The organism is Aurantimicrobium minutum (assembly GCF_002355535.1).
Lineage (GTDB): Bacteria > Actinomycetota > Actinomycetes > Actinomycetales > Microbacteriaceae > Aurantimicrobium > Aurantimicrobium minutum.
Genome location: NZ_AP017457.1, coordinates 14,643 through 41,148, shown reverse-complemented (window position 1 = coordinate 41,148; position 26,506 = coordinate 14,643). Strand labels below are relative to the sequence as shown.

Below are 26,506 nucleotides of genomic sequence, written 5' to 3'. Positions count from 1 at the left end.
CGGGCAATATTAGCAATTGAAGCTGGGAGTTTTTCCCTTGTTTAGAGGTGCTCGAGGATGAAATCGACTCGTTTTTCCGCTGGGAGAACAGGAACTTCCAGAATGTGGTGACCGAGCTCGCGATAAACATCTTCAATGGAGTCATGAATAGCGCGCTGAGTTTGCGCGTCTTCATGACGATTCCAATCCAGCTTCACCGGGAGAGGATCAAGAATGAACACTTTTCGGTAGCGAGCCCTAGCTGCTTGAGCAGAAAGCTCGGGGTTAGGTTTCAGTTTCAAGATCCGTTCATATCCCAGACCATCAGGAATTCCCCGATCCAAGAAGGACGTCTCTTCCGGATTCAAACTCTGTTCGTGCTCGATTTGGCGGCGCAGAATCTCTTCCTGAAACCACTCACCATCAGCGCGAACCTCGAGCAGAGTTCTGCCCTTGGCAAGTTCCTCAGCAATGATTTCTGACGCATGTTCGTGAGCGATGGCAAAGCCACGCTCACGCAGCAAATTAACCGTTGTTGTTTTTCCCGAGCTAGGCCCGCCTGTGATCACATACCAAGGAGGTGAATCAACAGAATTCATTGGCTATGCCAGAAGTAAGTACTACTTCTTTCCCTTTTCTAAAGCGGCGGCTTTGAGGTCACCCATGAGCACGGCAGCTCCACCCTCCACGATGCCTTGAGCTGCATACTGCTCGAGGCGTTCACGCGAGTCAGCGATGTCGAGGTTACGCATGGTGAGTTGACCAATGCGGTCTTCAGGACCGAAAGCAGCATCTTCAACGCGTTCCATCGAGAGCTTGTCGGGGTGGTAGCTCAGTGCAGGACCAGTGGTGTTGAGGATGGTGTAGTCATCTCCGCGGCGCAGGCGCAGGGTCACTTCACCGGTGACGGCAGAGCCAACCCAGCGAACAATTGACTCACGAAGCATGAGTGCTTGAGGGTCAAACCAGCGACCCTCATACATCAGGCGACCAAGGCGGCGGCCCTCAGCTGCATAGTTGGCCAGGGTGTCCTCGTTGTGGATGGCATTGAGCAGACGTTCGTAAACGATGTGCAATAGAGCCATTCCTGGAGCTTCATAAATCCCGCGGCTCTTAGCCTCGATAATGCGGTTTTCAACCTGGTCAGAAATACCCAAGCCGTGGCGACCACCAATAGCGTTGGCTTCAAGTACGAGAGCGACAGGGTCGTCATAACGCTTGCCGTTGATGGAAACGGGGCGGCCTGCTTCAAAAGCAACCGTGACTTCTTCAGTCTTGACCTCAACGTCATCACGCCATGCAGCAACACCCATGATGGGTTCGACGAGGTCGAGACCCTGGTCAAGGTGTTCCAACAGCTTCGCTTCGTGGGAAGCACCCCAGATATTGGCGTCGGTTGAGTAGGCCTTTTCTTTGGAGGCGCGGTATGGAAGATCGCGCGCTAGAAGCCACTCGCTCATCTCGTGACGTCCACCAAGCTCGTTGACGAAGTCTGCGTCAAGCCAGGGCTTGTAAATTCGAAGTGAAGGGTTTGCCATCAAGCCATAACGGTAGAAACGCTCAATGTCATTGCCCTTGTAGGTGGAACCATCACCCCAAATATCGACACCGTCTTCGTGCATTGCGCGAACCAGCATGGTTCCGGTAACTGCACGACCAAGCGGTGTGGTGTTGAAGTAAGTTTTTCCAGCAGTACGAATGTGGAATGCGCCACACTGCAAAGCAACGAGACCTTCCTCCACAAGCGGTCCACGGCAGTCAATGAGGCGAGCAATCTCAGCGCCGTATTCGAGTGCGCGGCCGGGGACACTATCAATGTCTGGTTCGTCATACTGGCCAAGATTGGCGGTATAGGTGCATGGAATAGCACCCTTTTCGCGCATCCACGCTACCGCGACAGAGGTGTCAAGACCTCCAGAGAAAGCAATACCGACGCGCTCACCAACGGGCAAAGAAGAAAGAACCTTAGACATGCCTCAATTCTAGTTGGGGTGAACTAACAGAAGGTTCTCCCCTAACATGAGCTACACCCCCTCTCTCTTTCAAGGATCACTGATGCTCCCCACTTCGTTACCTGCCCCCCGCTTGATTGATCCCAACTCGGTTCCTTCCCTCCGGTGGGGAATTATCGGGCCTGGCGGCATTGCGGCAACTTTTGCTGACTCCGTTCACAAACACACTGCGCAACGCATTGTCGCGGTGGCATCTCAAACCCCTGGCAAGGCGGAAGCTTTTGCTACACCCCGAGGAATTCCTTTCGCACTGACCTCCTATCAGGAACTTGTCTCTCACCCTGAGGTGGATGTGGTTTATGTCGCGACCACACACGAATTCCACAAACAGCATGCACTGCTCGCTATTGCCGCAGGTAAGCATGTCCTAGTTGAAAAGCCACTAGCCACCAATCCCACAGATGCTCAAGAAGTTCTCGATGCTGCCCGCAATGCCGGGGTGCTCGCTATGGAAGCCATGTGGACGAGATACATTCCGCAATCCGATGTCATGCGTCAACTTCTCTCTGACGGTGTCCTCGGTGAGATTCGATGTGTTGTCTCTGACTTTGGTCAAGACCTGCGACATGTTCCACGTTTGATCGATCCTGTTTCTGGTGGTGGATTGTTGGATTTGGGTATCTACAACTTCGCGTTCTCTTCTTTTGTTTTGGGTGAAGCATCCGAGGTTGCAACCGTTGGTTCACTCACCTCAACTGGTGTGGACGAAACGACAACCACTTTCCTCAGCTATGCCTCAGGTGCTCAGGCCGTGGCTACGGTCACCATGGCTGCGTTCACACCTACCGCTGCATCCATTTCGGGAACTGAAGGAAGGCTCAACATTCACGAGCCTTTCTTCACTCCAAGCGGTTTGACCCTCTTTGCTTCAGAGTTCAACCCGACCCCAGTTGCATCCTGGCGTGATGAGACAGGAGTTCCTGCTCATGAGGGGTTGAGTTATCAGGCCACCGCGCTGGCATCCTTTATTGATCAAGGTTTGACAGACTCTCCCTTGCGGCCGCTGCACGAAGCAGTGAGAGACATCGGTTTGATCCTGCAGGCCCGCCATCAGGTTGGTGCATACCTGACCGGAGAGAAGTAACCTCCGGTTACTTCCCGCGAGCGGGGAAGAGCTGTGTCACAGCAGGCTCAGCCAAGAGTGGAGCAATAGGTAATCCAGCGGCGCCAATCATGAGAAGGTTAGGCCCAAGTTCTGCCGTCTTGACCAACAACCTGTCTTGAGGTGCTGTTAGTGTGCTCCATCGGAAACGACTGAGAAGTCTGTCTCGATCGTAGGAATGCAGCACAACTAGATAACCCGCAATGAGCACAATCTCAGGATTGAAGATGTTGACGTAATTGCCAATTGCGATAGCTAGGGCGTCAATTTGTGCTTCAAGGAGTTTTTGAACTTTTGAACTGACTGGTTTAGAAAGCACCTCTTCTAGTTCAGCATCATCAGCGCTTTCTATCTTGAGAGCTGCAAGCAAATCTTCACGACGAACCAGTGACTCGAGTGTTCCCTGCAAACCTGAATAATCTTCGCGGGGTGAATCCGAGATGCGCACGTGGCCGAGCTCACCTGCATAACCTGCAGCACCACGGAGAAGAATTCCACCATGGATCACACCACCGCCGATCCCACCTGAACCACCAAAGAGATACACAATTTCACTAAAACCTCGACCGGCTCCGAGGTCACGCTCAGCAATCGATCCCAAGCTTGCATCATTGTCGATAAACACAGGTAGTCCTGTTTGCTGGTGAAGCATGCGAGCGAAGGGAACTTCTACCCAGTTCAGGTGGGGCGCAAGCCGAACCACGCCATCCTCAACTCGAATCTGCCCGGGGATCGCAACCCCAATTCCAGCAATGCGGTACGTGGTCGGCATTGAGGCGCGTAGCTCAGAGATGAGCTTGGTAGCTATTTCTACAGATTCATTTGGGCTTGGAACTTCAGGGTGAGTGTGCCGGACCTTATCAATCACTTTTCCGGACAATGTCACTACACCCACAGTGGTGGCGTCGGTATCAGGATTGACTGCAAACACAACTACCTCGTCAGAAAAAGACACCATCAACGAGGGTCTGCCTACGCCTTGGGTGACATTTGCTTCTGACTCAATAATGAGTCCAAGCTCTTGCAACTCGGTGACCAGGTCAGAAATGGTCGAACGGTTGAGTCCAGTACGTTGGGTCAACGCAGAGCGAGACATGGTGCCAAATTGACGCAGCAATCTCAGAATTGCCGACAAATTATGTTGGCGAACTTGTTCGCGATTGCTGCCGACGGTTGACGCGCCACTTCTGGCTTTTGGCTCTGGAGGTGTCATGGGAGTTTTCTCTCTGTCTGAACGCTGTCAAACATATTCTTACCTCTAAACAACAAATTAATACAGTTATGTGTTTTTGAGTTGACAAGCATTACGCGTACGGGTCTATATTGTTCCCTAAGGCAACAAATACACAAGACCCCTAAGGACAAATCGACAATGTCGTCTCTAACCCCTACCCGCGAAGACAAATTCTCTTTCGGCCTCTGGACGATTGGCTGGGCAGCCCAAGATCAGTTTGGTGGGCCAACCCGAGAACACCTAGATGTTGTTGAAGCTGTTGAGAAGCTCGCCGAACTGGGCGCTTACGGTTTGACCTTCCATGATGACGATCTCTTCCCATTTGGAAGTAACGATGCCGAACGCCAAAAGCAGATAGACCGCCTCAAGCAAGCTCTTGCCGACACTGGTTTGATCATTCCGATGATCACCACCAACCTCTTTAGCCACCCCGTTTTCAAAGATGGTGGTTTCACAAGTAATGATCGAGGTGTTCGTCGCTTTGCTTTGCGTAAGGCACTTCGCAACCTCGACCTTGCTGCCGAGATGGGTGCAAAGACCTTCGTTATGTGGGGTGGCCGCGAAGGTGGCGAATACGACAGTGCCAAGGACATTCAGGGTGCTCTTCAGCGCTACCGCGAAGGTGTCAACCTGATGACCTCCTACGTCAAGGACAAGGGCTACGACATTCGCTTTGCGATTGAGCCCAAGCCCAACGAGCCACGTGGAGACATTCTTCTGCCCACGGTTGGTCACGCTATGGCGTTCATTAACACTCTGGAACATCCAGAGCTCGTGGGTCTCAACCCCGAGGTTGGCCACGAACAAATGGCAGGACTGAACTTCACCGCAGGAATTGCCCAGGCCATTGAACACGGCAAGCTCTACCACATTGATCTCAACGGCCAGAAGGGTGTCAAGTTTGACCAGGACCTCGTCTTTGGTCACGGAGATATTCTCAATGCCTTCTCTTTGGTTGACTTGCTCGAATTCGGAGGCCCCAACGGTGGCCGCGCATATGACGGCCCCCGCCACTTTGACTACAAGCCCAGCCGCACCGAAGACTTCAGCGGTGTGTGGGATTCTGCAGCAGCAAACATGCGCATGTACCTTCTGTTGAAGGAACGCGCCGCCGCATTCCGTGCAGACCCCGAAGTCAAGGCTGCATTAGAAGCTTCACGCGTGGCTGAAATTCACACCACCACACTCTCTCCAGGTGAGACCTACCAGGATCTCTTGGCAGATACTGCTTCCTACGAAAACTTCGATGCTGATTCCTACTTCAACGGACGCGGCTTCGGTTTCGTCAAACTCAACCAGTTAGCTATTGAACACCTTATGGGTGCTCGATAACCCATGGCTTTAGTAGCTGGAGTTGATTCATCAACTCAGAGTTGCAAAGTCGTCATTCTTGACGCCCAAACCGGAGAGCTAGTCCGGCAGGGTCGAGCAAGCCATCCGAATGGTACCGAGGTTAATCCCTCCTGCTGGTGGGAAGCACTCCAGACGGCAATCCGGGATGCCGGCGGGATCGACGATGTTGACGCGATATCTATTGGTGGCCAGCAACACGGCATGGTTGTCCTTGATGAAGAGGGCCGAGTCATCAGGGATGCTTTGTTGTGGAACGACACGCGAAGTGCTCAGGAAGCAGATGAGCTCATCGCCCACTTCGGCGCCGAAAACCTTGCAGCACGAACAGGATCTGTTCCTGTTGCATCGTTCACCTCAACTAAATTGTTGTGGCTTCGCAAGAATGAACCAGAACACGCTGCTCGGATTGCTGCCGTGGCACTGCCACATGACTGGTTGACCTGGAGACTGGCTGGTTATGGTCCTCAGGGCGAAAGCAAAAAGGGCCCCGTCCTTGAAGCGTTAGCCACCGACCGTTCAGATGCCAGTGGTACGGGGTATTTCAATCCCACCACCAATGAGTATCTCGAGGATGTTCTCACCTATGCCCTCGGTCATGTGCCGATTCTTCCTCGAATCGTGTTGCCTGGTGAGCCTGCGGGAGAAACACCCACCGGGACACAGCTTGCGTGTGGTGCTGGAGATAATGCTGCTGCCGCCTTTGGTATCGGGGCCTCAGAAGGTGACGTTGTGGTCTCCTTGGGCACCAGTGGAACAGTGTTCTCCGTCTCGCGATCTTCCACTCAGGACAAGAGTGCAACGATTGCGGGCTTCGCCAGTGCTTCCAATTCATTCTTACCTTTGGTTTGCACGCTCAACGCTGCCCGCGTGATCGATTCTTTTGCGGACCTTCTCTCTGTCTCTCACGAAGAGCTTGGTTCCCTGGCTCTAGAAGCTAAGCCAGGCGCTGGCGGAATTGTTCTGGTTCCATATTTCGAAGGTGAACGCACTCCAAACTTGCCCAAGGCCACAGCTGAATTAGTTGGCCTGACCTTGGCAAACAATTCTCGTCACAACATTGCCCGCGCTGCTATCGAGGGAATGCTATGTGGTTTGAACGCGGGCCTTGATGCACTTGTAGAAGCAGGTGTTGAGTGCAAACGTATTTTTCTCGTCGGTGGTGCAGCAGCTAATCCTGCTGTGCAGGAGATTGCTGCAGAGATTTTTGGTGTTCCAATCGTTGTTCCTCAGCCAGGAGAATACGTTGCAACTGGCGCCGCCCGTCAAGCTGCTCAATTGCTCTTGAGATCCGCGCCGGCATGGGAAACGAGCACTGTAGCCACGCTTACACGTAACCGAGCAATCGAGGTCATCAATAACTACCGCACAGCTGCGGATTTTGCTGCAAAACGTTAAACCTTCTATTTAGTGTTTTAAACAACAAAATAGGTACTTTCCCTGTTTTGTTACCAGTTTGTAACCAAATCAGGTTGTTATTTATTTGTTGGATAGGGCAACATATAGGCAGGGCTCACCGTCGAGCCCGACTCGAAGTTAACTTCGAGAAACCAAGAGAAAATTGAAGGGAGAGAAATGAAGAAGTCTTCATTGATCTCAATCGCAGCTCTAGCAGCTGTGTCCGCACTTGCCCTCTCGGGTTGTGCTGGTGCATCTAACGATGCAGCTGCAAGCACTCGTGCTTGTGTAATCCTCCCCGACACCGAGTCTTCACCACGTTGGGAAGCTGGCGACAAGCCTGCTCTCGAGGCTGCTCTGACTGACGCTGGTTACGAAGCAGACATCCAGAACGCTCAGGGTGACACCGCTAAGTACGCAACCATCGCAGACCAGATGCTCTCTAAGGGCTGTGGTGTAATGATCCTCACTGACCACCAGGGTGCAGCTATCCAGGTAGCAGAAAAGGCTAAGGCAGCTGGTGTTCCAGTTATCGCTTACGACCGCCCTCTCGAAGGTGCTGACTACTACGTTTCGTTCGACAACGAAACCGTTGGTGGCATCCAGGGTGAGTGCATCGTTGATGGTCTGACCGCTGCTGGTAAGGACCCTGCAACTGCATCTGTTGTTTACGTTGGTGGAGACCCTGCTGACGGTAACGCAAAGATGTTCTACGACGGTGCTGTTGCTGTCATGTCAAAGGCTGGCATCAAGCCTGCTGCTGAAACCCCCGGTACCTGGGATGGAACCAAGGCTGGAACCGCATTTGAGCAGGCTTACACCTCTCTCGGTGGTGCAGTTGACGCTGTTTGGGTAGCAAACGACACCAACGCTGCTGCAGTTATCACCATCCTTGACAAGAACGGTAAGACCGTTCCTGTTTCTGGTCAGGACGCATCTGTAGCTGGTCTTCAGAACGTTCTCCTCGGCAAGCAGACCTGCACGGTCTACAAGCCATTCTCCGTAGAAGCTGCTGCTGCTTCCGACCTGGCTATCCAGATCCTCGGTGGCAAGGCTCCTTCTGTAGAGAAGAAGCTCGCTGATGGAACTCCTTTCATCGCAGTTACCCCAATCAAGGTCGGTCCTGAACAGGTCATCGACGTTGTATCCGCTGGTGACGCATCTGCCAAGGACCTCTGCACCGCAGAGCTCGCTGAGGCATGTGCAAAGTACGGCGTAAAGTAACACCCCTATAGATAAGACTTTGCGCCGGTCTTTCCGGCCGGCGCAAAGTCTTTATCTTGTTAGACCTCACACTTCACGTCATACATATGACACCACCCCGGCACTGACGCTGGATGACACATCAAAGGAGATGGGCATGGATGTGCCACTAATCGAACTCTCCGGAGTAAAGAAAAGCTTCGGCCCCGTCGACGTTCTTAAAGGAATCGACCTCAAGGCATACGCAGGTCAGGTAACCGCACTCGTAGGAGACAACGGTGCAGGTAAGTCGACACTGATTAAAGGACTCTCGGGAGTCCAGCCCTATGACGAAGGAATCGTCAAGTTCGCTGGTGAAGAAGTACATCTCACCTCACCTCGCCAGAGCGGTGCGCTCGGCATCGAGGTTGTGTACCAAGACCTCGCTTTGTGCGACAACCTCGACATCGTCCAGAACATGTTCCTCGGCCGTGAAGAACTGAGCCAAGGAACCCTCGACGAAGGTTCAATGGAGTTCCAGGCAACCAAGGCCCTGCAGAGCCTTTCTGTTCGTACCGTGAAATCAGTTCGCCAAAAGGTTTCCTCACTCTCGGGTGGACAGCGCCAGACCGTTGCTATCGCACGTTCAGTCCTCCGTAACGCCAAGCTCGTCATCCTTGATGAGCCAACCGCTGCTTTGGGTGTTGCCCAGACCGAACAGGTTCTCAACCTTGTTCGCCGTCTCGCTGACAATGGCATTGGTGTGATCATCATCAGCCACAACCTGGCTGACGTCTTCCAGGTGTGCGACTCCATCAACGTCCTTTACCTAGGCCGCATGGTTGCATCCCTCAAAACTTCAGAAACAACCCAAGCCGATGTTGTGGGTTACATCACCGGCACTAAGAGCATGGAAGAGGTGGCGTAATGGCTTCGCTTGAACCCACAGCAATTGGAAGTGGCCACGAAGGTAGCGTCCGCGATCAAATCACCGCCTACATTCAGCGCTTAAAGAACGGTGAAATGGGAGCACTTCCTGCTGTCATTGCACTGTTTGCTCTGGTCGTGCTCTTTGCTTCACTGAGCCCCTACTTCCTCACCACCTTGAACTTTGCCAACCTGTTTGTTCAGGCAGCACAGCTCACCGTTCTCGCAGCTGCTTTGGTTTTCGTTCTGCTGCTTGCGGAAATTGACCTTTCAGCTGGTGTGACCGCCGGTGTTGGTATGGCACTGTTTGCTGTCCTGAACCTGATGATGGGGATCAACTGGATTGTCGCAATTCTGGCGGCTCTTTTGGTTGGATCCCTCGTGGGTTGGACCATCGGTATCTTTGTCGCAAAGATTGGTGTTCCCTCCTTCGTGGTCACCCTAGGTCTGTTCCTTGGTTTCCAGGGTCTGATGCTGGTGATGCTGGGTGACGGTGGCCTCTACCGCCTCGACGTCCCTGAGCTCAAAGCCATCATGAACGGCAACATGCCCGTCTGGGCTGGTTGGCTCATGCTCGCGATTATGGTTGCTGTCTCTTTGGGACTGGGCTTCTATGACCGCGCGCGTCGCGCTAAGGCTGGCGTCGCTAACCGCCCCATCTCATTGATGCTGCTTCGCGTCGGAACCATCGCTGTCTTGGGTGGTATTGCCGTGGGTGCCATGAGCGTCAACCGTAGCGTTTCGGTTGTCCCCATCGAAGGTGTGCCCATCGTTATTCCCATCGTGATCGGAATTCTCTTTGTGGGAACCTTCGTGCTGGACCGCACCACTTTTGGTCGTCACCTTTACGCCGTTGGTGGAAACCCTGAAGCCGCACGCCGTGCAGGTATCAAGGTTGCCAAGATCCGTATCACCGCGTTCATCATCTGTTCAACACTTGCTGTTGTCTCCGGAATCCTGGCTGCCAGCCGTATTGGTGCTATCGAATCGACCGCAGGTCGTTCCATCGTGCTTAGCGGTGTGGCAGCTGCGGTCGTCGGTGGTGTCAGCCTCTTCGGTGGACGTGGTCGTCTGATTCACGCTGCAATCGGTGCATTGGTTATCGCCATCATCGACAACGGTTTGGGCCTTATCGGTCTGCCTGCAGGTGTGAACTTCCTGGTTACCGGTGCAGTTCTGATTGCTGCTGCAACCATTGACGCTCTCTCTCGCAAGCGCTCCGGCGGCGGGGTTCGCGTCTAACACTCAGTAAATTGGTAATGCCCCCACAGCACACAAGCAAGTGGGGGCATTACTGTCTTCAAAAAAGAAACTCATGAGCATCACACACGAACCCTCTGGATTCACACGACTGAGTACCACCTCAGGAGTGTCAATGGTGGTTTCCACCTTTGGTGCACGAATAGTTGAGCTGTGGGTTCCAGATAGAGAAGGCAACCTGGGCAATGTCGTCGTGGGATTACCCACTCCTCAGGATTATGCCCAGCGAGCTGGGCTGTACCTCGGCTGCACGGTTGGTCGTGTTGCTGGGCGAATTGCACACAGCCACTTTGTTGGTGGTGGGCTCTCTTTTGACGTGGAACCTAATGAGCGAGGTAATCATCTCCACGGCGGACCAGAACGCAGCTTTGATCGTGTGGAATGGGAGCTCGTAACATTCGACACGGGTGATGTTGTCTCAGCAGAGTTTCACTATCTCAGTCCTGCAGGCGAAGAAGGCTACCCTGGCGAACTCACAGTAACGTCTCGGTATGAACTGAGTGCTCAAGGGGTGTTGACCTCGACCCTCACGGCACACACCACCGCGCCAACCCCGGTTAACCTCACTACGCATGCCTATTGGAACCTGTCCGGAATTCCAGGGCAGACTATTGAAGACCATGAATTGGTTGTGGATCATGCTGGGCAGCTGGAAACTGATGATGTACAACTGCCCACGGGACAACTGCTATCCCCGCCTCAGCAACTTTCATTATCTGAACACAGCTGGGATGACACATTCATCTTGACCAACACCAACCACCTCACAACTGCTGCTGCGCGGCTTCACCACAGCGGAACTGGCAGGACATTAACTCTCTTCACTTCTGAACCTGCAATGCAGGTCTATTCAGGGGCATATCTTCCGCACGAAGAGTTCGATGCTGAGCACATCCTCACCTCTTCAGGTGGGCTGTGTTTGGAGCCTCAACGCATCATTGACAATGCGTTACTGCCCGGATTCCCTTCAATAGTTCTTCAGCCTGAAGAAACATACGTGCACGTCACACGGCACGAGTTCAACGCAGGTTAAGCACGTCGAGGCACATTTCTAGTCTGGGTAACCCCACAACAGGCAAACGTAGTGCTTGTAGTCTGAAGGGGAAGACGAAATACGTCCATCCCAGCGAAATTGAGTAGCGATGTCGACCCCACCCGCCACACCTCCGACGACTCGTCGAGCGCGTGCGCTGAGGGTTGTTCCGCTCCTTGGTCCGGCACTAGTTGCTGGAGTGGCCTATCTAGATCCCGGCAACGTGGCCAGCAACATGACCGCTGGAGCACAGTTTGGTTATCTCCTGGTTTGGGTTGTCGTTGTTGGCAATCTCATTGCCTGGCTGGTGCAATATCTTTCCGCCAAGCTAGGGATTGCAACAGGTAAATCTCTCACCCAGATTTTGGGTGAACGCATCCGCAATAAATGGCTGCGTCGAGGATTCTGGGTACAAGCCGAAATTGTGGCCATGGCCACCGATCTGGCCGAAGTTATTGGTGGGGCTATTGCTCTCAATCTTCTTTTTGGAATGCCCTTGTTGGCAGGTGCCCTCATCATGGGTTTGCTGTCCTTGTTCATGCTTTCCTTGCGGGACAGATCTGGTTCACAAGTCTTCGAGCGCATGATTATTGGCCTGCTCTTGCTCATCGCCGTTGGGTTTGGCATGGGATTGGTTGTCGCTCCGCCTGACCCTTCTTCAGTACTGGGTGGGCTGTTCCCCCGTTTTGACGGTCCAGACTCGGTGCTGTTGGCGGCATCTATCTTGGGCGCCACCATCATGCCTCACGCCATTTATGCACACTCTGCACTGACCCGTGACCGTTTTGGTTTAGTGCAAGCTGGTGTTCAGCGTGGAACAATTCTCAAAGCAACGCGGGTGGATGTGACCATCGCCCTGGTCATCGCCGGAAGTGTCAACCTGGCCATCTTGTTGACAGCAGCAGTAAGCCTGCAAGGTGTGGCAGGAACGGACAGTCTTGAGGGGGTCTACAACGCTTTGGGAACTCAGCTCGGACCCGTCATCGCTATTTTGTTTGCTGTTGGCTTGTTGGCCTCAGGATTAGCGTCAACCTCTGTGGGCGCCTATGCCGGTGCAGACATCATGAGTGGTCTCACCAAACTAAATGTGCCCTTGTTGTGGCGCAGACTCATCACTCTGATCCCTGCCTTCATTATCTTGGGGCTAGGTATAGACCCCACATGGGCATTAATTATGAGCCAGGTTGTTCTCTCCTTCGGTATTCCTTTTGCGTTGATTCCTCTGCTGATTTTCACCAAGGATAAAAAGATTGTGGGAGAGGATTCCAACCGCAAAGCAACCACCGTGCTGGCAATTACGGCCGCAGGATTTGTTATTGCTTTGAATCTCGTTCTGCTCTGGATCACGTTCACGAGCTAGAGGTTGAAGCACAAGGGCGCCGATCCCTGAGGATCGACGCCCTTGAAGCGTGTAGTGCGAAAGACTACTTGAGAACGACGGTTGCGCCAGCCTCGGTGAGGGCAGCGTTAGCCTTGTCAGCGGTCTCCTTGTTTGCACCTTCGAGGATGGTTGCAGGTGCACCATCAACGAGAGCCTTTGCTTCACCAAGACCGAGGTTAGTAAGGGTACGAACCTCCTTGATAACAGCGATCTTGTTAGCGCCAGCAGCTTCGAGAACGACGTCGAAAGAGTCCTTCTCTTCAGCAGCTTCAGCAGCGCCGCCACCAGCAGCAGGTGCGCCAGCAGCAGCAACAGCTACGGGAGCTGCAGCGGTGACCTCGAAGGTCTCCTCGAATGCCTTAACGAACTCGCTGAGCTCGATGAGTGAGAGCTCCTTGAAAGCCTCGATGAGCTGCTCAGTTGAGAGCTTTGCCATGATTTTCTCCTTGTTATATTTCGTTTAAACCGAGAACTAGTAAGGACTAGTTGCCGGACTCTTGCTTTGCACGCAGTGCGTCGACTGTACGAACAGCCTTGGACAGTGGTGCGGTGAACAGGTATGCGGCACCGAAGAGAGAGGCCTTCGCAGCACCGGCAAACTTTGCCAGAAGTACTTCGCGGGACTCGAGATCGGCGAGCTTTCCAACCTCAGCAGCGTCGAGAGGCTTACCGTCGAAGTAGCCGCCCTTCAAAATGAGCTGAGGGTTTGCCTTGGCAAAGGCACGCAGAGCCTTCGCAACAGCGACAGCGTCACCGTGTACGAATGCAATAGCCGATGGGCCAGCAAGCTGGTCATCGAGACCAGTGATGCCAGCCTTAGCGGCAGCAAGCTTGGTCAGCGTGTTCTTTACCACGGCGTAAGTCGCGTGCTCACTGATTGATCTGCGCAGCTCCTTGAGCTGTGCAACAGTGAGGCCGCGGTACTCGGTGAGCAGAACTGCATTCGAACCAGAGAAATTCTTCTCGAGTTCGGCGAGCATTGCTTCCTTGTTCGCCATGGCGCTCCTTGTGGTTTCACACACCCCACTTGTGTGGGGTGATTTTCCGCAGGCCGCTGAAAAATAAAAAAGCTCCAGCGCAGGGCTGGAGCGAAAGAAAACACGCGAACGTGAATATCACTAACAGTTAGCCTGCGCGGGTTTTCGTCGAAACGAACTTTAGATGGATGTTCATTTTCATGAACACACCAATAACCAGCGGTCTTTGGTTATCTCTAGGTTATGTGAGAGTTGCCCTCTCCCGCAAATCGGTAGACTAGAGACCTCCCTCCCTTATTAGCGCTGACGCTGACACAGTTACCTCGTGAGAGACAGTAACAAGATGTGAGCTGAAGCATGTCACGAAGATTAGAGGCCTCGTGAACGCAGTTGTTACCCTGACCCCCGCTCCCGTGCTGGACCGCACTTACCTTGCCGAGGATCTCACCGTCGGCAAAGTGAACCGTGCCTACGAAGTCCACGAATACATGAGCGGTAAGGGCCTGAACGTTGCCCGCACCCTGCACTTGGCAAAGCACCCCGTCTCGGCTGTGCTGCCGATTGGTATGCAGGACCAATACCTTTTGTTCTCCACACCGTTCCCACAGATTCTGCGCATCATGCCCGTGCAAGGCCGTGTGCGCGTGAACACCACTGTGGTCGAACGTGGTGGCCGTACCACCAACATCAACCAGCAAGCCATCCCCTTCACTCAGGAAGACTGGCACAACGTCGTCGAGACCACCCTCGAGCAGGTTTCAGACATGAACGCGGACTGGCTTGTGGTCTCCGGCATGCACCCGAAGATGATTGACACGGGTTTGCCTATTGACCTCAGTGAGCTTTTTGCCCGTGCACGTGAATTGGGTGCTCGTGTTGGCTTGGACACCTCTGGTCCAGAGCTCAAACACTGGGGACGCAGTGGCGAAGTTAACCTCATCAAGCCCAACGCAGATGAGCTTGCATCGCTGGTAGGGCACGAACTTCACACTCTCGGTGAAGTTATCGATGCCGGTCGCGAACTCATTGAGACTGGACTCGAGATTGCACTCGTGAGCCTCGGCCCCGACGGGGCGATTGCCATTACCGCCGATGAGGCAGTCTGGGCAAGCGCTGTTGCACCCGAGGTAATCAACACCACTGGTGCTGGCGATGCATTCTTGGCCGGGTTCCTGAGTCAGGTAGTGAGTCCTGAGGCTTCAACAGCAGGTCGCGAAAATGGCACACTTCCCAAGCTCAGTCCTGAAGCTGCACTCACCACCGGCTGCTCCTGGGGAGCCTTGGCTGTGTCTCTTCCCACTACACTGATCAGCTCTTTTGGGGATGCTCCAAAAGCTGTGTTGCGTGAAGTTGACCCCAGCTACACGCTGCTGGAGAAGGCAACCGTTCGCTACTAGGCCTTCGGTAAGGTCACGGTGAACTGGGTATTTCCTGGTTCACTTCTGACAGAAACTGTTCCGTTGTGAGCATGAACCACCGCGTTCACAATGGCAAGACCGAGGCCAGTGCTTCCTGTCGCACGGGTTCGAGAAGCGTCTCCGCGGGTAAAGCGTTCAAAAAGATCTGGCATTTGGTCTGCAGGAATACCTGGGCCATTATCAATCACACGTAAGTGGACACTGTCCGAGCTTTCTTCGAGAACGACTCGAACCGTTGAGCCTGCGGGAGTGTGAACCCGCGCATTAGCCAGCAGGTTGACAACAACTTGGTGTAGTCGTGCCTGGTCACCCAGCACCTCAACTGGCACCTCAGGAATATCCATATCCCATGTGTGATCTGGTCCTGCAGCGTGCGCATCGCTGACGGCATCAACCACAATGCGGGAGAGATCAACCTGTTCGTGCTCAAGTTCGCGACCCTCATCTAGTCGTGCCAATAAGAGCAGGTCCTCGACCAAACCGGTCATGCGTGTTGCTTCAGACTCAATGCGATTGAGGGAGTGACTGACATCCTCTGGCAAAGTTGCACCACTGCGCCTGGTGAGTTCGGCATATCCCCTAATCGAGGCCAATGGCGTCCTGAGTTCGTGACTGGCATCTGCTACAAAGCGGCGCACTTTCTCTTCACTTGCCTGACGAGCTGTCAGAGCACGACCGATGTGAACCAGCATCTTATTGAAGGCTGAGCCCACTCGACCAACTTCAGTGCGCGGATCTGTGTCTTCTTCCTGCAGACGCTCGCCAAGGTCAACATCGCCCTTATCGAGAGGTAATTCGGATACTCGGGTTGCGGTGTCCGCCACGCGATCGAGTGGACGAAGTTCGTATCGAATGAGTGCCCGACCAACCAAAATTGCGGCAGCAACACCAAGTCCCGTGACAATCAAAATCACAATGAGTAATTGGGTGGTGGCAGCGTTTACTTCCACCATAGGTAGAGCGATGACAAGTGATGAACCGTCTTGGGCAGCAACTGATACCGCACGATATTCTCCCGCGCCCTTGACGTGAATTGTTTCTGGTTCGCTGTTGGATTCTACGGAAGCTAAAGCATTTGTATCTTCGAGGTTCACAGCAACAACCGCTCCCCGGTTGTTGAGGACACCTGCGGTGACCTGTCCAGAAGGGTCAACGATGGCAACCAGCGTTCCAGCAGCTTGGCCAGGGGCTAAAAGTGCATCGTTTGGTCGATCATCGTGATCATCATCGCCATCGTCATGGTGACCAGGTCTGCCGTTTTCCATGCCGTTAGACACTGCGGCTGTTGAACGAACAACGGCATTGGTTATTTGTTGGTCTAAGCGGTCAACAAGGAATGCACGCAATGACACCACGCTGACAACACCGATGAGTGCCGCAGCAACAACTAACAACCCCGCCATCGTCACCGTGAGGCGACGACGCAGAGTCCACGGGGTGCGACCTGCTGAGGACATTAGTCAGCTGGCTTAATCATGTAGCCAGCACCACGCACGGTATGCAACATGGGAGAGCCCTCTGCATCAATCTTTTTACGCAGGTAGGAGATGTAGATTTCGACGACGGAACTCTTGCCCCCAAAGTCGTAATCCCACACGCGGTCAAGAATTTGTGTCTTACTCACGACGCGACGTGGGTTGCGCATGAGGTAACGCAGCAGTTCGAACTCGGTTGCAGTGAGTTCGATGGGACGCCCCGCACGACGCACTTCGTGACTGTCCTCATCCAATTCCAAATCACCGACTGTGAGCACAGGGCTTTCATTCGCGTCAACGGTCAAAGTTGATCGGCGAATCAATCCTCGAAGCCTGGCCACAACTTCTTCCAAGCTGAAGGGTTTGGTGACGTAATCGTCACCGCCGGCGGTCAAGCCGGCAATGCGGTCATCTAGTGAATCTTTAGCGGTGAGGAACAACACCGGAACATCATTGCCGTCTGCGCGCATGCGCTGCAATACTTGGAGTCCATCAATGTCCGGCAGCATAATGTCTAGCACGACAGCATCTGGTCGGAAATCACGCGCCGTGGCGATGGCGGAGGAGCCATCGGCGGCAGTCTTGATTTCCCAACCTTCATATCGAAGAGCCATCTGTAACAGATCAGTTAGGGATGCTTCATCATCGACGACGAGTACTCGAATGGGGGAACCATCGGCTCGGGTGAGGCGCATGGGGGCTGCAGCTGTTGATTCGTTCACACATCGAGTATGGCTAAGTTTTCTATGAGAATCCTATGAATCACCTAAGAAGGCTATGAATATCTGCAGAGATAGTCACCAACCCGGCGAGCGCCTGTCCGAATGTCGGTGACCACCGCCAGAATAGGAAACGTGAATTCACCAGTGAACGTGGCAGGTATGCCTGAGACGAAACCCCAGGCTGAATTCCCTCATATTGCCTATCTTGATCGTCTTGTCACTGACGGAACAGACGAAGCAGCGTGGCTTCGCGCCCGAGCGCGTGGAATTACCGCCACCGATGTCGCCAAGCTCAATAGTGTGAATGCCATTCCCACCGCGGCCCTGGAAAAGCTTCGCGGATCCACCTTTACTGGCAATGTTTTCACGGATCACGGAAAAGCTCGAGAACCGGTTATCGCTGCTTGGGTGAAAGAAAACTTTTCTATCAATCCCAGCTCTGCCCTGTTTCATGCAGAGCCCGAACCGAGACATCTGGCTACGCCAGATGGCATAGGTGTCATTGATGAAACCCTCGTCCTTGCCGAGATAAAAACTAGTCAAAAGCCTTTCGAGGGTGTCCCTGCCGGATATCTTCGTCAGGTCTATTGGCAGCAATATGTTCTCGGAGCAGAAAGAACGTTGTTCGTCTGGGAACAGCATGAGAATTTTGTTCCCGTTTCAGATACTCCCAAACACATCTGGATTGAGCGTGACGAGCGTGCAATTCGAGAACTTGTCTACCTTGCCAATGGGCTTATTGGTGAGCTCCACCGCCTCACAAACTAAATTCTCTTCCTAAGGAAACACATGTCACTTCCCGAGATTCCAGTTCTTGAGGGCGACTACGTTCGTTTAGAGCCCCTGAGCAATGAACGTATTGATGAGCTCAAAGCTGCATGCAAAGATGGCAATCTCTACGAGCTTTGGTACACCGCAATTCCGAGCCCTGAGGGAATGAAAGCAGAGATAGACCGCCGCCTGGGCCTCTATAACGCAGGAAGCATGATGCCCTTTGCCACGATTGATGTGGCTTCAGGCAAGGCCATTGGAATGACCACTTTTATGAACATGAAACTGGAGAACTTTAAGGTGGAGATTGGCTCCACTTGGATGGCTAACAGCTTCCAAGGAACAGCCATCAACCCCGAGGCAAAACTTCTGATGCTCAGCTATGCCTTTGATGTTTTGGGGTGTAACGCGGTGGAACTGCGCACGCACGAAAAGAATGCTCAGTCCCGTGCCGCAATTGAGAAGCTTGGCGCCAAACTCGATGGCATGCTGCGTAACGACATGGTGATGCCCAATGGAACCCTGCGCAACACTGCCGTTTACTCCATCACCAAGGACGAGTGGCCTGCCGTGCACGATGGTCTTATTGCTCGTCTTGATAACTTTGAGCAGGCTGAAGAGTCTTAGAGACTAGCTCTGGCTATAGCTATCCAGCGCATCTATCAGGGCAAGATTGGCCTCTGGAGATCCGATAGAAATACGAATACCTGTGCCGCTGAATGCCCGTCCGATAATTCCTCGGCTCATCAGATGCGCTTGTAGAGAGTCTGTTTTATCACCTGCGGCAAGCCAGACAAAGTTAGCTTGAGACAGGGGAACATCCCACTCGGTCGTTGCGAGGTAGGCTTCGAGTTTGTCTCGTTCTTGCAACAAAACTTCGATGCGTTCTTGAAGTTCAGGCTCTGCAGCTAGCGAAGCAACACCTGCGGCTTGAGCAATATCGGTCACCCCAAAAGGCAGTGCGACCTTGGCTAGGCCCTCCATCACATCAGGGCGTGCAACGGTATATCCCAAACGCAAAGCAGCAAGGCCATATGCCTTTGAGAAAGTGTGCAGGACAGCTACGTTCTCAAACTCGCGGTAAAGCTCCAGACCACGTGCCGCATTGGGATCGTTCTGAAAGTGAACATAGGCCTCATCAATCACCACGAGGATGTGTGAAGGAACCTGGGAAAGGAATTCCCGCAACTCGTCATGGCCGACAGCTGTGCCCGTGGGGTTATTGGGCGTGCAAATGAAGATGACTTTGGTTGCGGGAGTAATTGCCGCAAGCATGGCAGGAAGATCATGACGATGATCGGCTGTGAGGGGAACCTCAACTGGCGTTGCACCAGCCCCACGAACCAAGATGGGATAAGCCTCGAAAGAACGCCACGCATATATGACTTCATCGCCGTGACCGGCGAAAGCACGAATGAGCTGTCCAGCAACCTCAACTGAGCCAGTGCCAAAGGCGATTTCTGATTCCTTGACCCCTAAGCGTGCAGCTAAAGCGGCGGTGAGTTCAGGCGCAGCCATATTGGGATAGCGGTGCATTGTTGATGCGGCATCAGTGATGGCCTGAATAACGGAGGGAAGCGGCGGGTAAGGGTTCTCATTCGAGGAGAGTTTGTACACCGGACCATCCCAGCCATCCACAGTGGACTTCCCTGGTTTGTAGGCAGGGATGTTCTCAATGTGCGCAGGCTGCTTAATCACTCTTCAACGATACCGGGCAGAACTAGAGAGAAAAACAAGAAGTCCCCGTCGCATTCGCGACGGGGACTTCTCCGAGTTCAGTTGAACTTAGATGCTTGCAACATCAAGTGGGATGCCAGGACCGAAGGTGGTCGAGACTGCGCCCTTCTGGATGTAGCGACCCTTTGCCGATGAAGGCTTGAGGCGAACAACTTCTTCGAGAGCTGCGTTAATGTTTTCGCTGAGCTGCTCTGCGGTGAACGAAGCCTTACCAACGATGAAGTGAACGTTGGAGTGCTTGTCTACCTTGAATTCGATCTTTCCGCCCTTGATGTCACTAACAGCCTTAGCAACATCTGGGGTTACGGTTCCCGTCTTAGGGTTTGGCATCAGGTTACGAGGACCGAGTACCTTACCGAGACGACCAACCTTACCCATGAGTTCAGGGGTAGAAACAGCAGCATCGAAATCGGTGTAACCAGCGGCTACCTTCTCGATGAGCTCGTCGCCGCCAACCTCGTCTGCACCAGCTGCAACAGCAGCTTCAGCAGCAGGACCGGTTGCGAACACGATAACGCGTGCAGTCTTACCGGTGCCGTGAGGAAGCATGACGGTTCCACGAACCATCTGGTCTGCCTTACGAGGGTCAACACCGAGCTTGAGGGCTACCTCAACGGTGCTGTTGAACTTTGCGGAACCGGTTTCCTTAGCAAGTGCGACTGCTTCGGTTGCGGTGTAAAACTTGCCTTCTTCTACCTTTGCGGCAGCAGCAAGATATGCCTTTGACTTCTTAGCCATGATCTATCCCCTTAGCCCTCTACCGTGATGCCCATGGAACGAGCGGTCCCGGCGATGATGAGCTTTGCAGCTTCAATGTCGTTTGCGTTGAGGTCAGCCATCTTTGCTTCTGCAATGGTCTGAACCTGTGCCTGGGTAAGCTTGGCAACCTTCACAGTGTGAGGAGTACCAGAACCCTTAGCAACGCCAGCAGCCTTCTTGATCATTTCAGCTGCAGGAGGAGTCTTGAGGATGAAGTCGAATGAACGGTCTTCGTAAACGGTGATCTCAACGGGGATGATGTTTCCACGCTGTGATTCGGTTGCTGCGTTGTATGCCTTGCAGAAATCCATGATGTTCACACCGTGCTGACCCAGAGCGGGACCAACAGGAGGAGCTGGATTCGCGGCGCCGGCCTGGATCTGAAGCTTAATCAGACCTGTGACCTTCTTTTTCGGTGCCATTTCTTTTTCCTTTTTTTGGGCTTCGAACTCATCGGGGTTCCGATGAACTCTCCCGTGAAATCAGGTAAACCTGATTCGCGGTAATCCCTGAGACTGAGCTCAGGGAAATCTGTATTACTGCTTAGTGACCTGGTCGAAGCTCAGTTCAACTGGAGTCTCACGTTCGAACAAAGAAACCAGAACAGTGAGCTTGCCGCTCTCTGGCTTGATTTCGCTGATCGAACCAGGAAGACCTGCGAAGGAACCTTCCTTGATAACCACGGTCTCGCCGATTTCGAAGTCGATCTCTGCGATGGGGGTACGAGCAACAGCCTGGCCACCCTTGGCCTGAACAGCCTTAGCGGTAGGAACATCCTTGACTTCAACCAGGGGCTTGAGCATGTTGAATGCTTCCTGGAAACGCAGAGGAGTGGGGTTGTGAGCGTTGCCGACGAAGCCGGTCACACCTGGGGTGTGACGGACACACGACCAGCTGTCTTCGTTGAGGTCCATGCGCACGAGTACGTATCCGGGGATACGAACACGGGTAACCATCTTGCGCTGACCGTTCTTGATTTCAACAACGTCTTCCATGGGAACTTCGATCTGGAAGATGAAATCGTTGAGCTGCATCGAGGTACGACGGTTCTCAATGTTGTGCTTGACCTTGCGCTCAAAGCCAGCGTAGGAGTGGATGACGTACCACTTACCAGGCAGGGTACGAAGCTCTGCTTCGAAGGCCGCGTAGGGGTCTTCAGCGACTTCTTCTTCATCTTCAGAAGCAACGATGGCTGCTTCTGCTTCTTCGATGGTGTCGATGTCGAGAGCATCGGCAATTACTTCGTCAGACTCCACGTCAACCACTGCAGCAGCATCGGTTTCGGTTAGTGCATCCAGAGCAGCCTCGAGCAGCTGCTCGTCTTCGCGCGTCGAATCAGTCACGTTGTTCCTGTCTTATTTGTGTAAATCGTTGGTGCTGGTTAGCCAGCAGGTGTTGTTGCACCGAGGTCACCGAATACGGCAATCACGGTCCAGCCAAATACTGCATCCATCGCCGACACAATCAACAACATGATGGTGACGAAGGCGAGAACTACCAACACATAGTTGATGAGTTCTTTACGGGTAGGGGTGACGACTTTCTTGAGTTCACCCATTACCTGACGAAGGAAGAGCGCAATGCGCGAGAAAGGATTGCGCTTGGCAGCACGATCCTTTTTTGCGCGTGCGACGATGTCCTCACCGGGCTCGTCGGCTACGTCTTGCGCCATTTGTTTTCCTTTCGATTTGCAGGGCGGACAGGACTCGAACCTGCAACCTGCGGTTTTGGAGACCGCTGCTCTACCAATTGAGCCACCGCCCTCTGCTTCACGCTGCCACTGAAAACTTCAGTAGTTTCTTCCCAAAAGAAGGCACGCGAAAGCATGGCATTTTTCAACCACTTCGCAACAGCTTAGGTCAGAAAGTGCCTCTGTGTAAAGCTGAGCCCGGAGCCCTATAGTTGTAGTCGTGCCTGAATTGAAGCGTATTTCTTCTCGTATTTCCGCCATCGCAGAGTCTGCGACCCTCAAGGTAGATGCCAAGGCAAAAGCCTTGCAAGCTGCTGGTCGCCCCGTTATCAGCTATGCAGCTGGTGAACCAGACTTCTCCACACCTGCTCACATCGTGGATGCGGCACTGGCTGCGGTGAAAGATCCCAAAAACTACCGCTACACCCCCGCCGCCGGTTTACCCGAACTCAAGCAGGCCATCGCGGATAAAACAAAGCGCGACAGCGGTTGGGCTGTAGACCCCAGCCAGGTCATCGTCACCAACGGTGGCAAGCAGGCTGTGTACCAAGCTTTTGCAACGCTGCTTGATCCAGGTGATGAGGTACTTGTTCCTACCCCGTACTGGACCACCTACCCCGAGGCCATCAAGCTTGCTGGCGGTAAGCAGGTTGACGTTTTCGCTGGCGCCGACCAGAACTACCTCGTCACCGTGGACCAGCTCGAAGCAGCTCGCACGGACAAAACCAAGGTGTTGCTTTTCGTCTCGCCCTCGAACCCCACTGGTGCTGTTTATTCCCCCGAGCAAACCAAAGCCATTGGTGAGTGGGCTGACAAGCACGGCCTGTGGGTTATCGCAGATGAGATTTACCAGAACCTGACTTATGACGGTCTCAAGGCTGTCTCCATCGTGGACGCTGTTCCTGCCCTGCAAGACCGCACCATCTTGGTCAACGGCGTTGCCAAGACTTATGCCATGACCGGGTGGCGTTTGGGCTGGATGGTTGGCCCCGCCGATGCCATCAAGGCCGCTGCCAACCTTCAATCACACCTAAGCTCTAACGTCTCCAACATCTCTCAGCGTGCAGCTATCGCAGCACTCACCGGCCCTCAAGAGCCTGTTGAAGAAATGCGTAAAGCATTCGATCGCCGTCGCAAGCTCATCGTTGAAGAACTCCGCAAGATTCCGGGCTTCGAAGTTCCCATGCCTGAGGGCGCGTTCTATGTTTACTGTGATGTCACGGGGCTGTTGAACAAGGAGTGGGGTGGAGTTACTCCAACCAACTCCCTCGAGCTCGCTGACCTGATCCTTGATCAAACAGAGGTAGCTGCGGTTCCTGGTGAGGCATTTGGTCCCAGCGGATACCTGCGCTTTAGCTATGCCCTCGGAGATGCACAACTGCTTGAGGGAGTTCAGCGCCTGCAGAAACTTTTCGGTACGAAGTAGAAACTAAATTCCGAGTTCGGCCATTCGAGCCGAAATCATGTCAGCGATGAGCTGCTGATCAACATCCCAATCAACCGGGATACGAATCAAGCCTTTGGTGGTTTCATAGCCAGCTAGTCGTGGAGCAAGCTCTGCCATGACTGCTTCACTCCAGGGCGCCAGTGAAAGATGGTTCTTTGCTGCAGACATGCCGAAGACGTATTTGCCCTGAATCTGAACCTGGGGAACATTCCATGCGAGTTTGAATTCAGCTTCGGGAAAATGTGTTTCGATGGCCCTGATAACAGCTCGCAGAGTTTCGTGTTTAGGGCTTTCCAAACTGTTGAGGTAGTCCTCGACGCTCTCAAACTTTGCCATGGCTAAATCTCCACTCCAATGAGGTTGGGTTCTGGGCGCAAGATAATGCCGAAGTGTGACTGGACCATAGCTTGGACATAGGTGGCCAGGCCAACTACCTCGGCAGCTGTTGCGCCGCCGCGGTTAGTAATTGCCAGAGTGTGCTTGGTGGAGATGCCTGCCTTGGAGCCAGGGATGGAATATCCCTTCTTCACGCCAGCATTCTCAATGAGCCATGCAGCAGAAAGCTTGACTAGGTTGGGACCAGCTTCTACCGAGGCCAGCGGTGGCACCTCAGCACCGAGTGGAAGCACGCGGTCCTGCTGAGTGTTCTGCACGGGAAAACGTGGAGCGTCCTCAGGCAAGTTGCGAGCAAAGTTTTCGGTGACGATGGGGTTCATGAAGAAAGAACCTGCGCTGGCTGTGTCAGGGTCTGCAGGGTTGAGAACCATGCCTTTGCTCGCGCGCAGAGCGAGAACAGACTGGCGAACCTCTTCAAGAGATACCTGGGCACCCAACTCAACACCGAGCGCTGAGGCGAGCTGGGGGAAAGCAATTGGTGCAGACAGGTTGTTCCCATAGGAAGCCAGACTCAACTCCACCGTGAGAATGACACCTTCTTTGCCCTGCTTGAACACCGAGTCGCGGTATCCCAAAGCTAAGTCAGCTGCGGAAATCCAGGAGATCTCTTGGGTGTAGCGGTCAAGGAATTCAACGGCAGTGAGCACGGAGGAAAGTTCTTGGCCATAGGCACCAATGTTTTGAATGGGTGCTGCACCTGTGGAACCGGGGATTCCCGAGAGTGCTTCTATACCGGCTAAGCCTTCAGAAATGCTCCACGCAACGAGTTCATCCCAGTTCACTCCCGCAGCAATGCGAATAGTGCTGTGGTTTGGCGAGCGCGAAATGTCTTGCTGACGTTCCATGCCGTGCGTGCAGACGTGAATAACGGTTCCATCAAACCCATGGTCAGCAACGATGGTGTTGGATCCGCCGCCCAGAATGAGCCAGGGCTCATTCGAATCCCACGTATTCAGAGCAGCCTCAATAAGTTGCTCCCGCGTTGTGGCGGTAATGAGTTCGCGCGCCGGACCCCCCACCTGCATGGTGGTCAGTGTGGAAAGCGGAACTGAGTTCATCAGTTAGGCAAGGTTGACGCGAACCTGGGCTTTACCCAGGACTGTCTCGTCGTTGAACTTCACGGTCAGATCGATACGCACAATCTGTGTGTCTTCTTCCAGTGCACCCACTGCTGCGGAGACAATGACATCTGCGCCAGTTTGGCCATCGACAAGAACAGGACGGGTGAAACGAACCTGATAGTCCACGATGCGAGCAGGATCACCCACCCAGTTGGACACAGGTTGAACAGCTAGTCCCATCGTGAGCATGCCGTGCGCAAGAACTCCAGGAAGTCCAACTGAGACGGCAACATCGTCGCGGTAGTGAATGGGGTTGAAATCGCCAGAGGCCCCGGCGTATCGAACCAAGTTGTCTCGGGTGAGGTGGAAAGATTCCTCAGCAATGACATCGCCTTTAGAGAGTGTTGAGAAGTCAACCATGATTAGTCCTCATCTCCTCGAACAACCAGCGTCGAGATGGCGGTCACAACATGCTTTCCGTCCGCGTCCACAATCTCAGAGTCAGCGGTGACCATGTTGTGTCCGCCTAGGCTTTTCACGCTGGAGACGGTCAAGGTTGCGGTCAGTTCATCTCCGGCAACAATGGCGCGAGTGTAGGTGAAGCGCTGCTCCCCGTGTACGACGCGGGAGAAGTCAATGCCCGCATCCGGCTCGGCTAAGAGTTGCGCCAGGGTGGCCTCCTGCACGACGACTGGAAATGTCGTGGGGGCTACGAGGTCGCTGTGGCCGGCAGCCTGCGCTGCGTCCACATCAAAGTTGATGGGGTTGGTCGAGAGTACTGCGCGAGAAAACTCGCGAATCTTTTCACGTCCAACGAGATACGGGGCGGTCGGAGGGAAGACACGACCTTGAAGTTCAGGATTTACAGCCACGCCACAATTCTAGGCGTGGCCTGGGAGAAGTGCTGGGTTAAGCGAAAGAACCCCAGACCGTCTTTGACCTGGGGTTCTTGGGGCAGCTACTGCTGCAAGGTTTTTACTGGCAGCTGTCGCACTGCAGCAGATCCATTGGATCTACTGGTACTGCGTAGCCACCTACTGTGTCGTTTGATTCGAATTCCATTTGTGCCTCCATAAAACTTGTCGAAACATTTACATGTTTCTGCCGCACCCCTGCGGTGAGTTATCACTATATAACGCGAATCACACCATTGTCATTCCACTACATGTAGTGTTTGAGAGTTTTTTTATGAGGT

28 protein-coding genes and 1 tRNA gene are annotated in these 26,506 nt (G+C 53.6%); 12 read left to right on the top strand and 17 right to left on the bottom strand.

The features are described 5' to 3' along the window. Window positions 1-41 precede the first annotated feature (41 nt). Window positions 42-578 carry an AAA family ATPase gene (locus AUMI_RS00230; RefSeq protein WP_096380040.1) on the bottom strand — a complete coding sequence of 179 codons (537 nt, stop codon included), beginning with the start codon at window positions 576-578 and terminating at the stop codon, window positions 42-44. Window positions 579-599: 21 nt separating this feature from the next. After that, window positions 600-1,952, bottom strand: a complete 1,353-nt coding sequence (gene argG / locus AUMI_RS00225; RefSeq protein ID WP_096380037.1) for an argininosuccinate synthase — start codon at window positions 1,950-1,952, stop codon at window positions 600-602. 46 nt (window positions 1,953-1,998) lie between these two features. Between argG and AUMI_RS00220 the strand changes: the two genes are divergently transcribed. Next, on the top strand, window positions 1,999-3,075 hold the full coding sequence (locus tag AUMI_RS00220) for a Gfo/Idh/MocA family protein (protein ID WP_231951752.1): 1,077 nt from the start codon (window positions 1,999-2,001) through the stop codon (window positions 3,073-3,075). 7 nt (window positions 3,076-3,082) lie between these two features. Here the strand turns inward: AUMI_RS00220 and AUMI_RS00215 are convergent, their stop codons facing one another. Beyond that, window positions 3,083-4,306 carry an ROK family transcriptional regulator gene (locus AUMI_RS00215; protein WP_096380036.1) on the bottom strand — a complete coding sequence of 408 codons (1,224 nt, stop codon included), beginning with the start codon at window positions 4,304-4,306 and terminating at the stop codon, window positions 3,083-3,085. Between the two features lie 159 nt (window positions 4,307-4,465). On the opposite strand from AUMI_RS00215, the gene xylA reads away from it, so the two are divergent. From xylA to AUMI_RS00180, 7 genes are all read left to right on the top strand, one after another. After that, on the top strand, window positions 4,466-5,659 hold the full coding sequence (xylA, locus tag AUMI_RS00210; RefSeq protein WP_096380033.1) for a xylose isomerase: 1,194 nt from the start codon (window positions 4,466-4,468) through the stop codon (window positions 5,657-5,659). Between the two features lie 3 nt (window positions 5,660-5,662). Continuing rightward, window positions 5,663-7,075, top strand: coding sequence for a xylulokinase (gene xylB / locus AUMI_RS00205; RefSeq protein WP_096380032.1), 1,413 nt, complete (start codon window positions 5,663-5,665; stop codon window positions 7,073-7,075). Window positions 7,076-7,252: 177 nt separating this feature from the next. After that, entirely contained in the window at window positions 7,253-8,299 is a 1,047-nt protein-coding gene (locus AUMI_RS00200) for a sugar ABC transporter substrate-binding protein (RefSeq protein ID WP_096380029.1), read from the top strand. A 136-nt stretch (window positions 8,300-8,435) separates the two neighbouring features. Next, the gene (locus AUMI_RS00195; protein ID WP_096380028.1) at window positions 8,436-9,185 is read left to right on the top strand and encodes an ATP-binding cassette domain-containing protein; all 750 of its coding nucleotides are present in this window, start codon (window positions 8,436-8,438) and stop codon (window positions 9,183-9,185) included. Then, window positions 9,185-10,426, top strand: a complete 1,242-nt coding sequence (locus tag AUMI_RS00190) for a sugar ABC transporter permease (protein ID WP_096380025.1) — start codon at window positions 9,185-9,187, stop codon at window positions 10,424-10,426. Before AUMI_RS00195 ends, AUMI_RS00190 begins: the two co-directional genes overlap by 1 nt. 133 nt (window positions 10,427-10,559) lie before the next feature. Beyond that, window positions 10,560-11,477 (top strand): aldose epimerase family protein, encoded by a 918-nt coding sequence (locus AUMI_RS00185; protein ID WP_172418206.1) that lies wholly within the window; start codon window positions 10,560-10,562, stop codon window positions 11,475-11,477. Window positions 11,478-11,586: 109 nt separating this feature from the next. Then, window positions 11,587-12,837 (top strand): Nramp family divalent metal transporter, encoded by a 1,251-nt coding sequence (locus tag AUMI_RS00180; RefSeq protein WP_096380021.1) that lies wholly within the window; start codon window positions 11,587-11,589, stop codon window positions 12,835-12,837. A gap of 64 nt (window positions 12,838-12,901) precedes the next feature. Here AUMI_RS00180 and rplL read toward each other — a convergent pair whose 3' ends face one another. Together rplL and rplJ are read right to left on the bottom strand one after the other, a co-directional pair. Next, on the bottom strand, window positions 12,902-13,294 hold the full coding sequence (gene rplL, locus AUMI_RS00175; protein WP_096380020.1) for a 50S ribosomal protein L7/L12: 393 nt from the start codon (window positions 13,292-13,294) through the stop codon (window positions 12,902-12,904). Between the two features lie 46 nt (window positions 13,295-13,340). Further along, window positions 13,341-13,856, bottom strand: coding sequence for a 50S ribosomal protein L10 (gene rplJ / locus AUMI_RS00170; RefSeq protein ID WP_096380017.1), 516 nt, complete (start codon window positions 13,854-13,856; stop codon window positions 13,341-13,343). Between the two features lie 359 nt (window positions 13,857-14,215). Here rplJ and AUMI_RS00165 point away from each other — a divergent pair, with 359 nt between their 5' ends. Continuing rightward, entirely contained in the window at window positions 14,216-15,232 is a 1,017-nt protein-coding gene (locus AUMI_RS00165; RefSeq protein WP_096380016.1) for a 1-phosphofructokinase family hexose kinase, read from the top strand. Here AUMI_RS00165 and AUMI_RS00160 read toward each other — a convergent pair. Beyond that, window positions 15,229-16,710 carry a sensor histidine kinase gene (locus AUMI_RS00160; protein ID WP_096380013.1) on the bottom strand — a complete coding sequence of 494 codons (1,482 nt, stop codon included), beginning with the start codon at window positions 16,708-16,710 and terminating at the stop codon, window positions 15,229-15,231. The genes AUMI_RS00165 and AUMI_RS00160 overlap by 4 nt on opposite strands. Continuing rightward, entirely contained in the window at window positions 16,710-17,423 is a 714-nt protein-coding gene (locus AUMI_RS00155; protein ID WP_096383334.1) for a response regulator transcription factor, read from the bottom strand. Before AUMI_RS00155 ends, AUMI_RS00160 begins: the two co-directional genes overlap by 1 nt. Window positions 17,424-17,609: 186 nt before the next feature. Here AUMI_RS00155 and AUMI_RS00150 point away from each other — a divergent pair, with 186 nt between their 5' ends. Continuing rightward, window positions 17,610-18,218, top strand: a complete 609-nt coding sequence (locus AUMI_RS00150; protein WP_096383331.1) for a YqaJ viral recombinase family protein — start codon at window positions 17,610-17,612, stop codon at window positions 18,216-18,218. A gap of 21 nt (window positions 18,219-18,239) precedes the next feature. Further along, entirely contained in the window at window positions 18,240-18,848 is a 609-nt protein-coding gene (locus AUMI_RS00145) for a GNAT family N-acetyltransferase (protein WP_096380012.1), read from the top strand. 3 nt (window positions 18,849-18,851) lie between these two features. Here the strand turns inward: AUMI_RS00145 and hisC are convergent, their stop codons facing one another. The 6 genes from hisC to AUMI_RS00115 all read right to left on the bottom strand — a co-directional run bounded on the left by hisC (window position 18,852) and on the right by AUMI_RS00115 (window position 22,481). Continuing rightward, window positions 18,852-19,919, bottom strand: a complete 1,068-nt coding sequence (gene hisC / locus AUMI_RS00140; RefSeq protein ID WP_096380009.1) for a histidinol-phosphate transaminase — start codon at window positions 19,917-19,919, stop codon at window positions 18,852-18,854. Window positions 19,920-20,006: 87 nt separating this feature from the next. Then, window positions 20,007-20,696: a 50S ribosomal protein L1 gene (rplA, locus tag AUMI_RS00135; protein WP_096380007.1), complete on the bottom strand. Its 690-nt coding sequence runs from the start codon at window positions 20,694-20,696 to the stop codon at window positions 20,007-20,009. Between the two features lie 11 nt (window positions 20,697-20,707). Continuing rightward, window positions 20,708-21,139 (bottom strand): 50S ribosomal protein L11, encoded by a 432-nt coding sequence (gene rplK / locus AUMI_RS00130; RefSeq protein WP_096380005.1) that lies wholly within the window; start codon window positions 21,137-21,139, stop codon window positions 20,708-20,710. A 114-nt stretch (window positions 21,140-21,253) separates the two neighbouring features. Continuing rightward, on the bottom strand, window positions 21,254-22,060 hold the full coding sequence (gene nusG / locus AUMI_RS00125) for a transcription termination/antitermination protein NusG (RefSeq protein WP_096380003.1): 807 nt from the start codon (window positions 22,058-22,060) through the stop codon (window positions 21,254-21,256). A gap of 38 nt (window positions 22,061-22,098) precedes the next feature. Next, window positions 22,099-22,389: a preprotein translocase subunit SecE gene (gene secE / locus AUMI_RS00120; protein WP_096380000.1), complete on the bottom strand. Its 291-nt coding sequence runs from the start codon at window positions 22,387-22,389 to the stop codon at window positions 22,099-22,101. A gap of 19 nt (window positions 22,390-22,408) precedes the next feature. Continuing rightward, window positions 22,409-22,481: transfer RNA gene (locus AUMI_RS00115), tRNA-Trp, on the bottom strand. Between the two features lie 146 nt (window positions 22,482-22,627). On the opposite strand from AUMI_RS00115, the gene AUMI_RS00110 reads away from it, so the two are divergent. Beyond that, window positions 22,628-23,833 (top strand): pyridoxal phosphate-dependent aminotransferase, encoded by a 1,206-nt coding sequence (locus AUMI_RS00110; protein ID WP_096379998.1) that lies wholly within the window; start codon window positions 22,628-22,630, stop codon window positions 23,831-23,833. Window positions 23,834-23,836: 3 nt separating this feature from the next. Here AUMI_RS00110 and AUMI_RS00105 read toward each other — a convergent pair whose 3' ends face one another. The 4 genes from AUMI_RS00105 to AUMI_RS00090 are packed head-to-tail and all read right to left on the bottom strand — an operon-like array spanning window position 23,837 to window position 26,183. Further along, entirely contained in the window at window positions 23,837-24,190 is a 354-nt protein-coding gene (locus AUMI_RS00105; RefSeq protein ID WP_096379995.1) for an iron chaperone, read from the bottom strand. 2 nt (window positions 24,191-24,192) lie between these two features. After that, window positions 24,193-25,308, bottom strand: a complete 1,116-nt coding sequence (locus AUMI_RS00100) for a UDP-N-acetylmuramate dehydrogenase (protein WP_172418205.1) — start codon at window positions 25,306-25,308, stop codon at window positions 24,193-24,195. Window positions 25,309-25,311: 3 nt separating this feature from the next. Continuing rightward, on the bottom strand, window positions 25,312-25,731 hold the full coding sequence (locus AUMI_RS00095) for a MaoC family dehydratase (RefSeq protein ID WP_096379991.1): 420 nt from the start codon (window positions 25,729-25,731) through the stop codon (window positions 25,312-25,314). Between the two features lie 2 nt (window positions 25,732-25,733). Beyond that, window positions 25,734-26,183 (bottom strand): FAS1-like dehydratase domain-containing protein, encoded by a 450-nt coding sequence (locus AUMI_RS00090; protein ID WP_096379989.1) that lies wholly within the window; start codon window positions 26,181-26,183, stop codon window positions 25,734-25,736. Window positions 26,184-26,506 lie beyond the last annotated feature (323 nt).

Coding starts and splice junctions, on each gene's coding strand:
- AUMI_RS00155 (WP_096383334.1), bottom strand. CDS start 17,423: ATGCGCCTCACCCGAGCCGATGGTTCCCCCATTCGAGTACTCGTCGTC.
- AUMI_RS00095 (WP_096379991.1), bottom strand. CDS start 25,731: ATGGTTGACTTCTCAACACTCTCTAAAGGCGATGTCATTGCTGAGGAA.
- AUMI_RS00150 (WP_096383331.1), top strand. CDS start 17,610: ATGCCTGAGACGAAACCCCAGGCTGAATTCCCTCATATTGCCTATCTT.
- xylB (WP_096380032.1), top strand. CDS start 5,663: ATGGCTTTAGTAGCTGGAGTTGATTCATCAACTCAGAGTTGCAAAGTC.
- AUMI_RS00160 (WP_096380013.1), bottom strand. CDS start 16,710: ATGTCCTCAGCAGGTCGCACCCCGTGGACTCTGCGTCGTCGCCTCACG.
- xylA (WP_096380033.1), top strand. CDS start 4,466: ATGTCGTCTCTAACCCCTACCCGCGAAGACAAATTCTCTTTCGGCCTC.
- AUMI_RS00220 (WP_231951752.1), top strand. CDS start 1,999: ATGAGCTACACCCCCTCTCTCTTTCAAGGATCACTGATGCTCCCCACT.
- secE (WP_096380000.1), bottom strand. CDS start 22,389: ATGGCGCAAGACGTAGCCGACGAGCCCGGTGAGGACATCGTCGCACGC.
- rplA (WP_096380007.1), bottom strand. CDS start 20,696: ATGGCTAAGAAGTCAAAGGCATATCTTGCTGCTGCCGCAAAGGTAGAA.
- AUMI_RS00180 (WP_096380021.1), top strand. CDS start 11,587: ATGTCGACCCCACCCGCCACACCTCCGACGACTCGTCGAGCGCGTGCG.
- rplL (WP_096380020.1), bottom strand. CDS start 13,294: ATGGCAAAGCTCTCAACTGAGCAGCTCATCGAGGCTTTCAAGGAGCTC.
- argG (WP_096380037.1), bottom strand. CDS start 1,952: ATGTCTAAGGTTCTTTCTTCTTTGCCCGTTGGTGAGCGCGTCGGTATT.
- rplK (WP_096380005.1), bottom strand. CDS start 21,139: ATGGCACCGAAAAAGAAGGTCACAGGTCTGATTAAGCTTCAGATCCAG.
- AUMI_RS00190 (WP_096380025.1), top strand. CDS start 9,185: ATGGCTTCGCTTGAACCCACAGCAATTGGAAGTGGCCACGAAGGTAGC.
- AUMI_RS00230 (WP_096380040.1), bottom strand. CDS start 578: ATGAATTCTGTTGATTCACCTCCTTGGTATGTGATCACAGGCGGGCCT.
- AUMI_RS00100 (WP_172418205.1), bottom strand. CDS start 25,308: ATGAACTCAGTTCCGCTTTCCACACTGACCACCATGCAGGTGGGGGGT.
- AUMI_RS00185 (WP_172418206.1), top strand. CDS start 10,560: ATGGTGGTTTCCACCTTTGGTGCACGAATAGTTGAGCTGTGGGTTCCA.
- AUMI_RS00145 (WP_096380012.1), top strand. CDS start 18,240: ATGTCACTTCCCGAGATTCCAGTTCTTGAGGGCGACTACGTTCGTTTA.
- AUMI_RS00215 (WP_096380036.1), bottom strand. CDS start 4,306: ATGACACCTCCAGAGCCAAAAGCCAGAAGTGGCGCGTCAACCGTCGGC.
- AUMI_RS00105 (WP_096379995.1), bottom strand. CDS start 24,190: ATGGCAAAGTTTGAGAGCGTCGAGGACTACCTCAACAGTTTGGAAAGC.
- rplJ (WP_096380017.1), bottom strand. CDS start 13,856: ATGGCGAACAAGGAAGCAATGCTCGCCGAACTCGAGAAGAATTTCTCT.
- AUMI_RS00195 (WP_096380028.1), top strand. CDS start 8,436: ATGGATGTGCCACTAATCGAACTCTCCGGAGTAAAGAAAAGCTTCGGC.
- AUMI_RS00200 (WP_096380029.1), top strand. CDS start 7,253: ATGAAGAAGTCTTCATTGATCTCAATCGCAGCTCTAGCAGCTGTGTCC.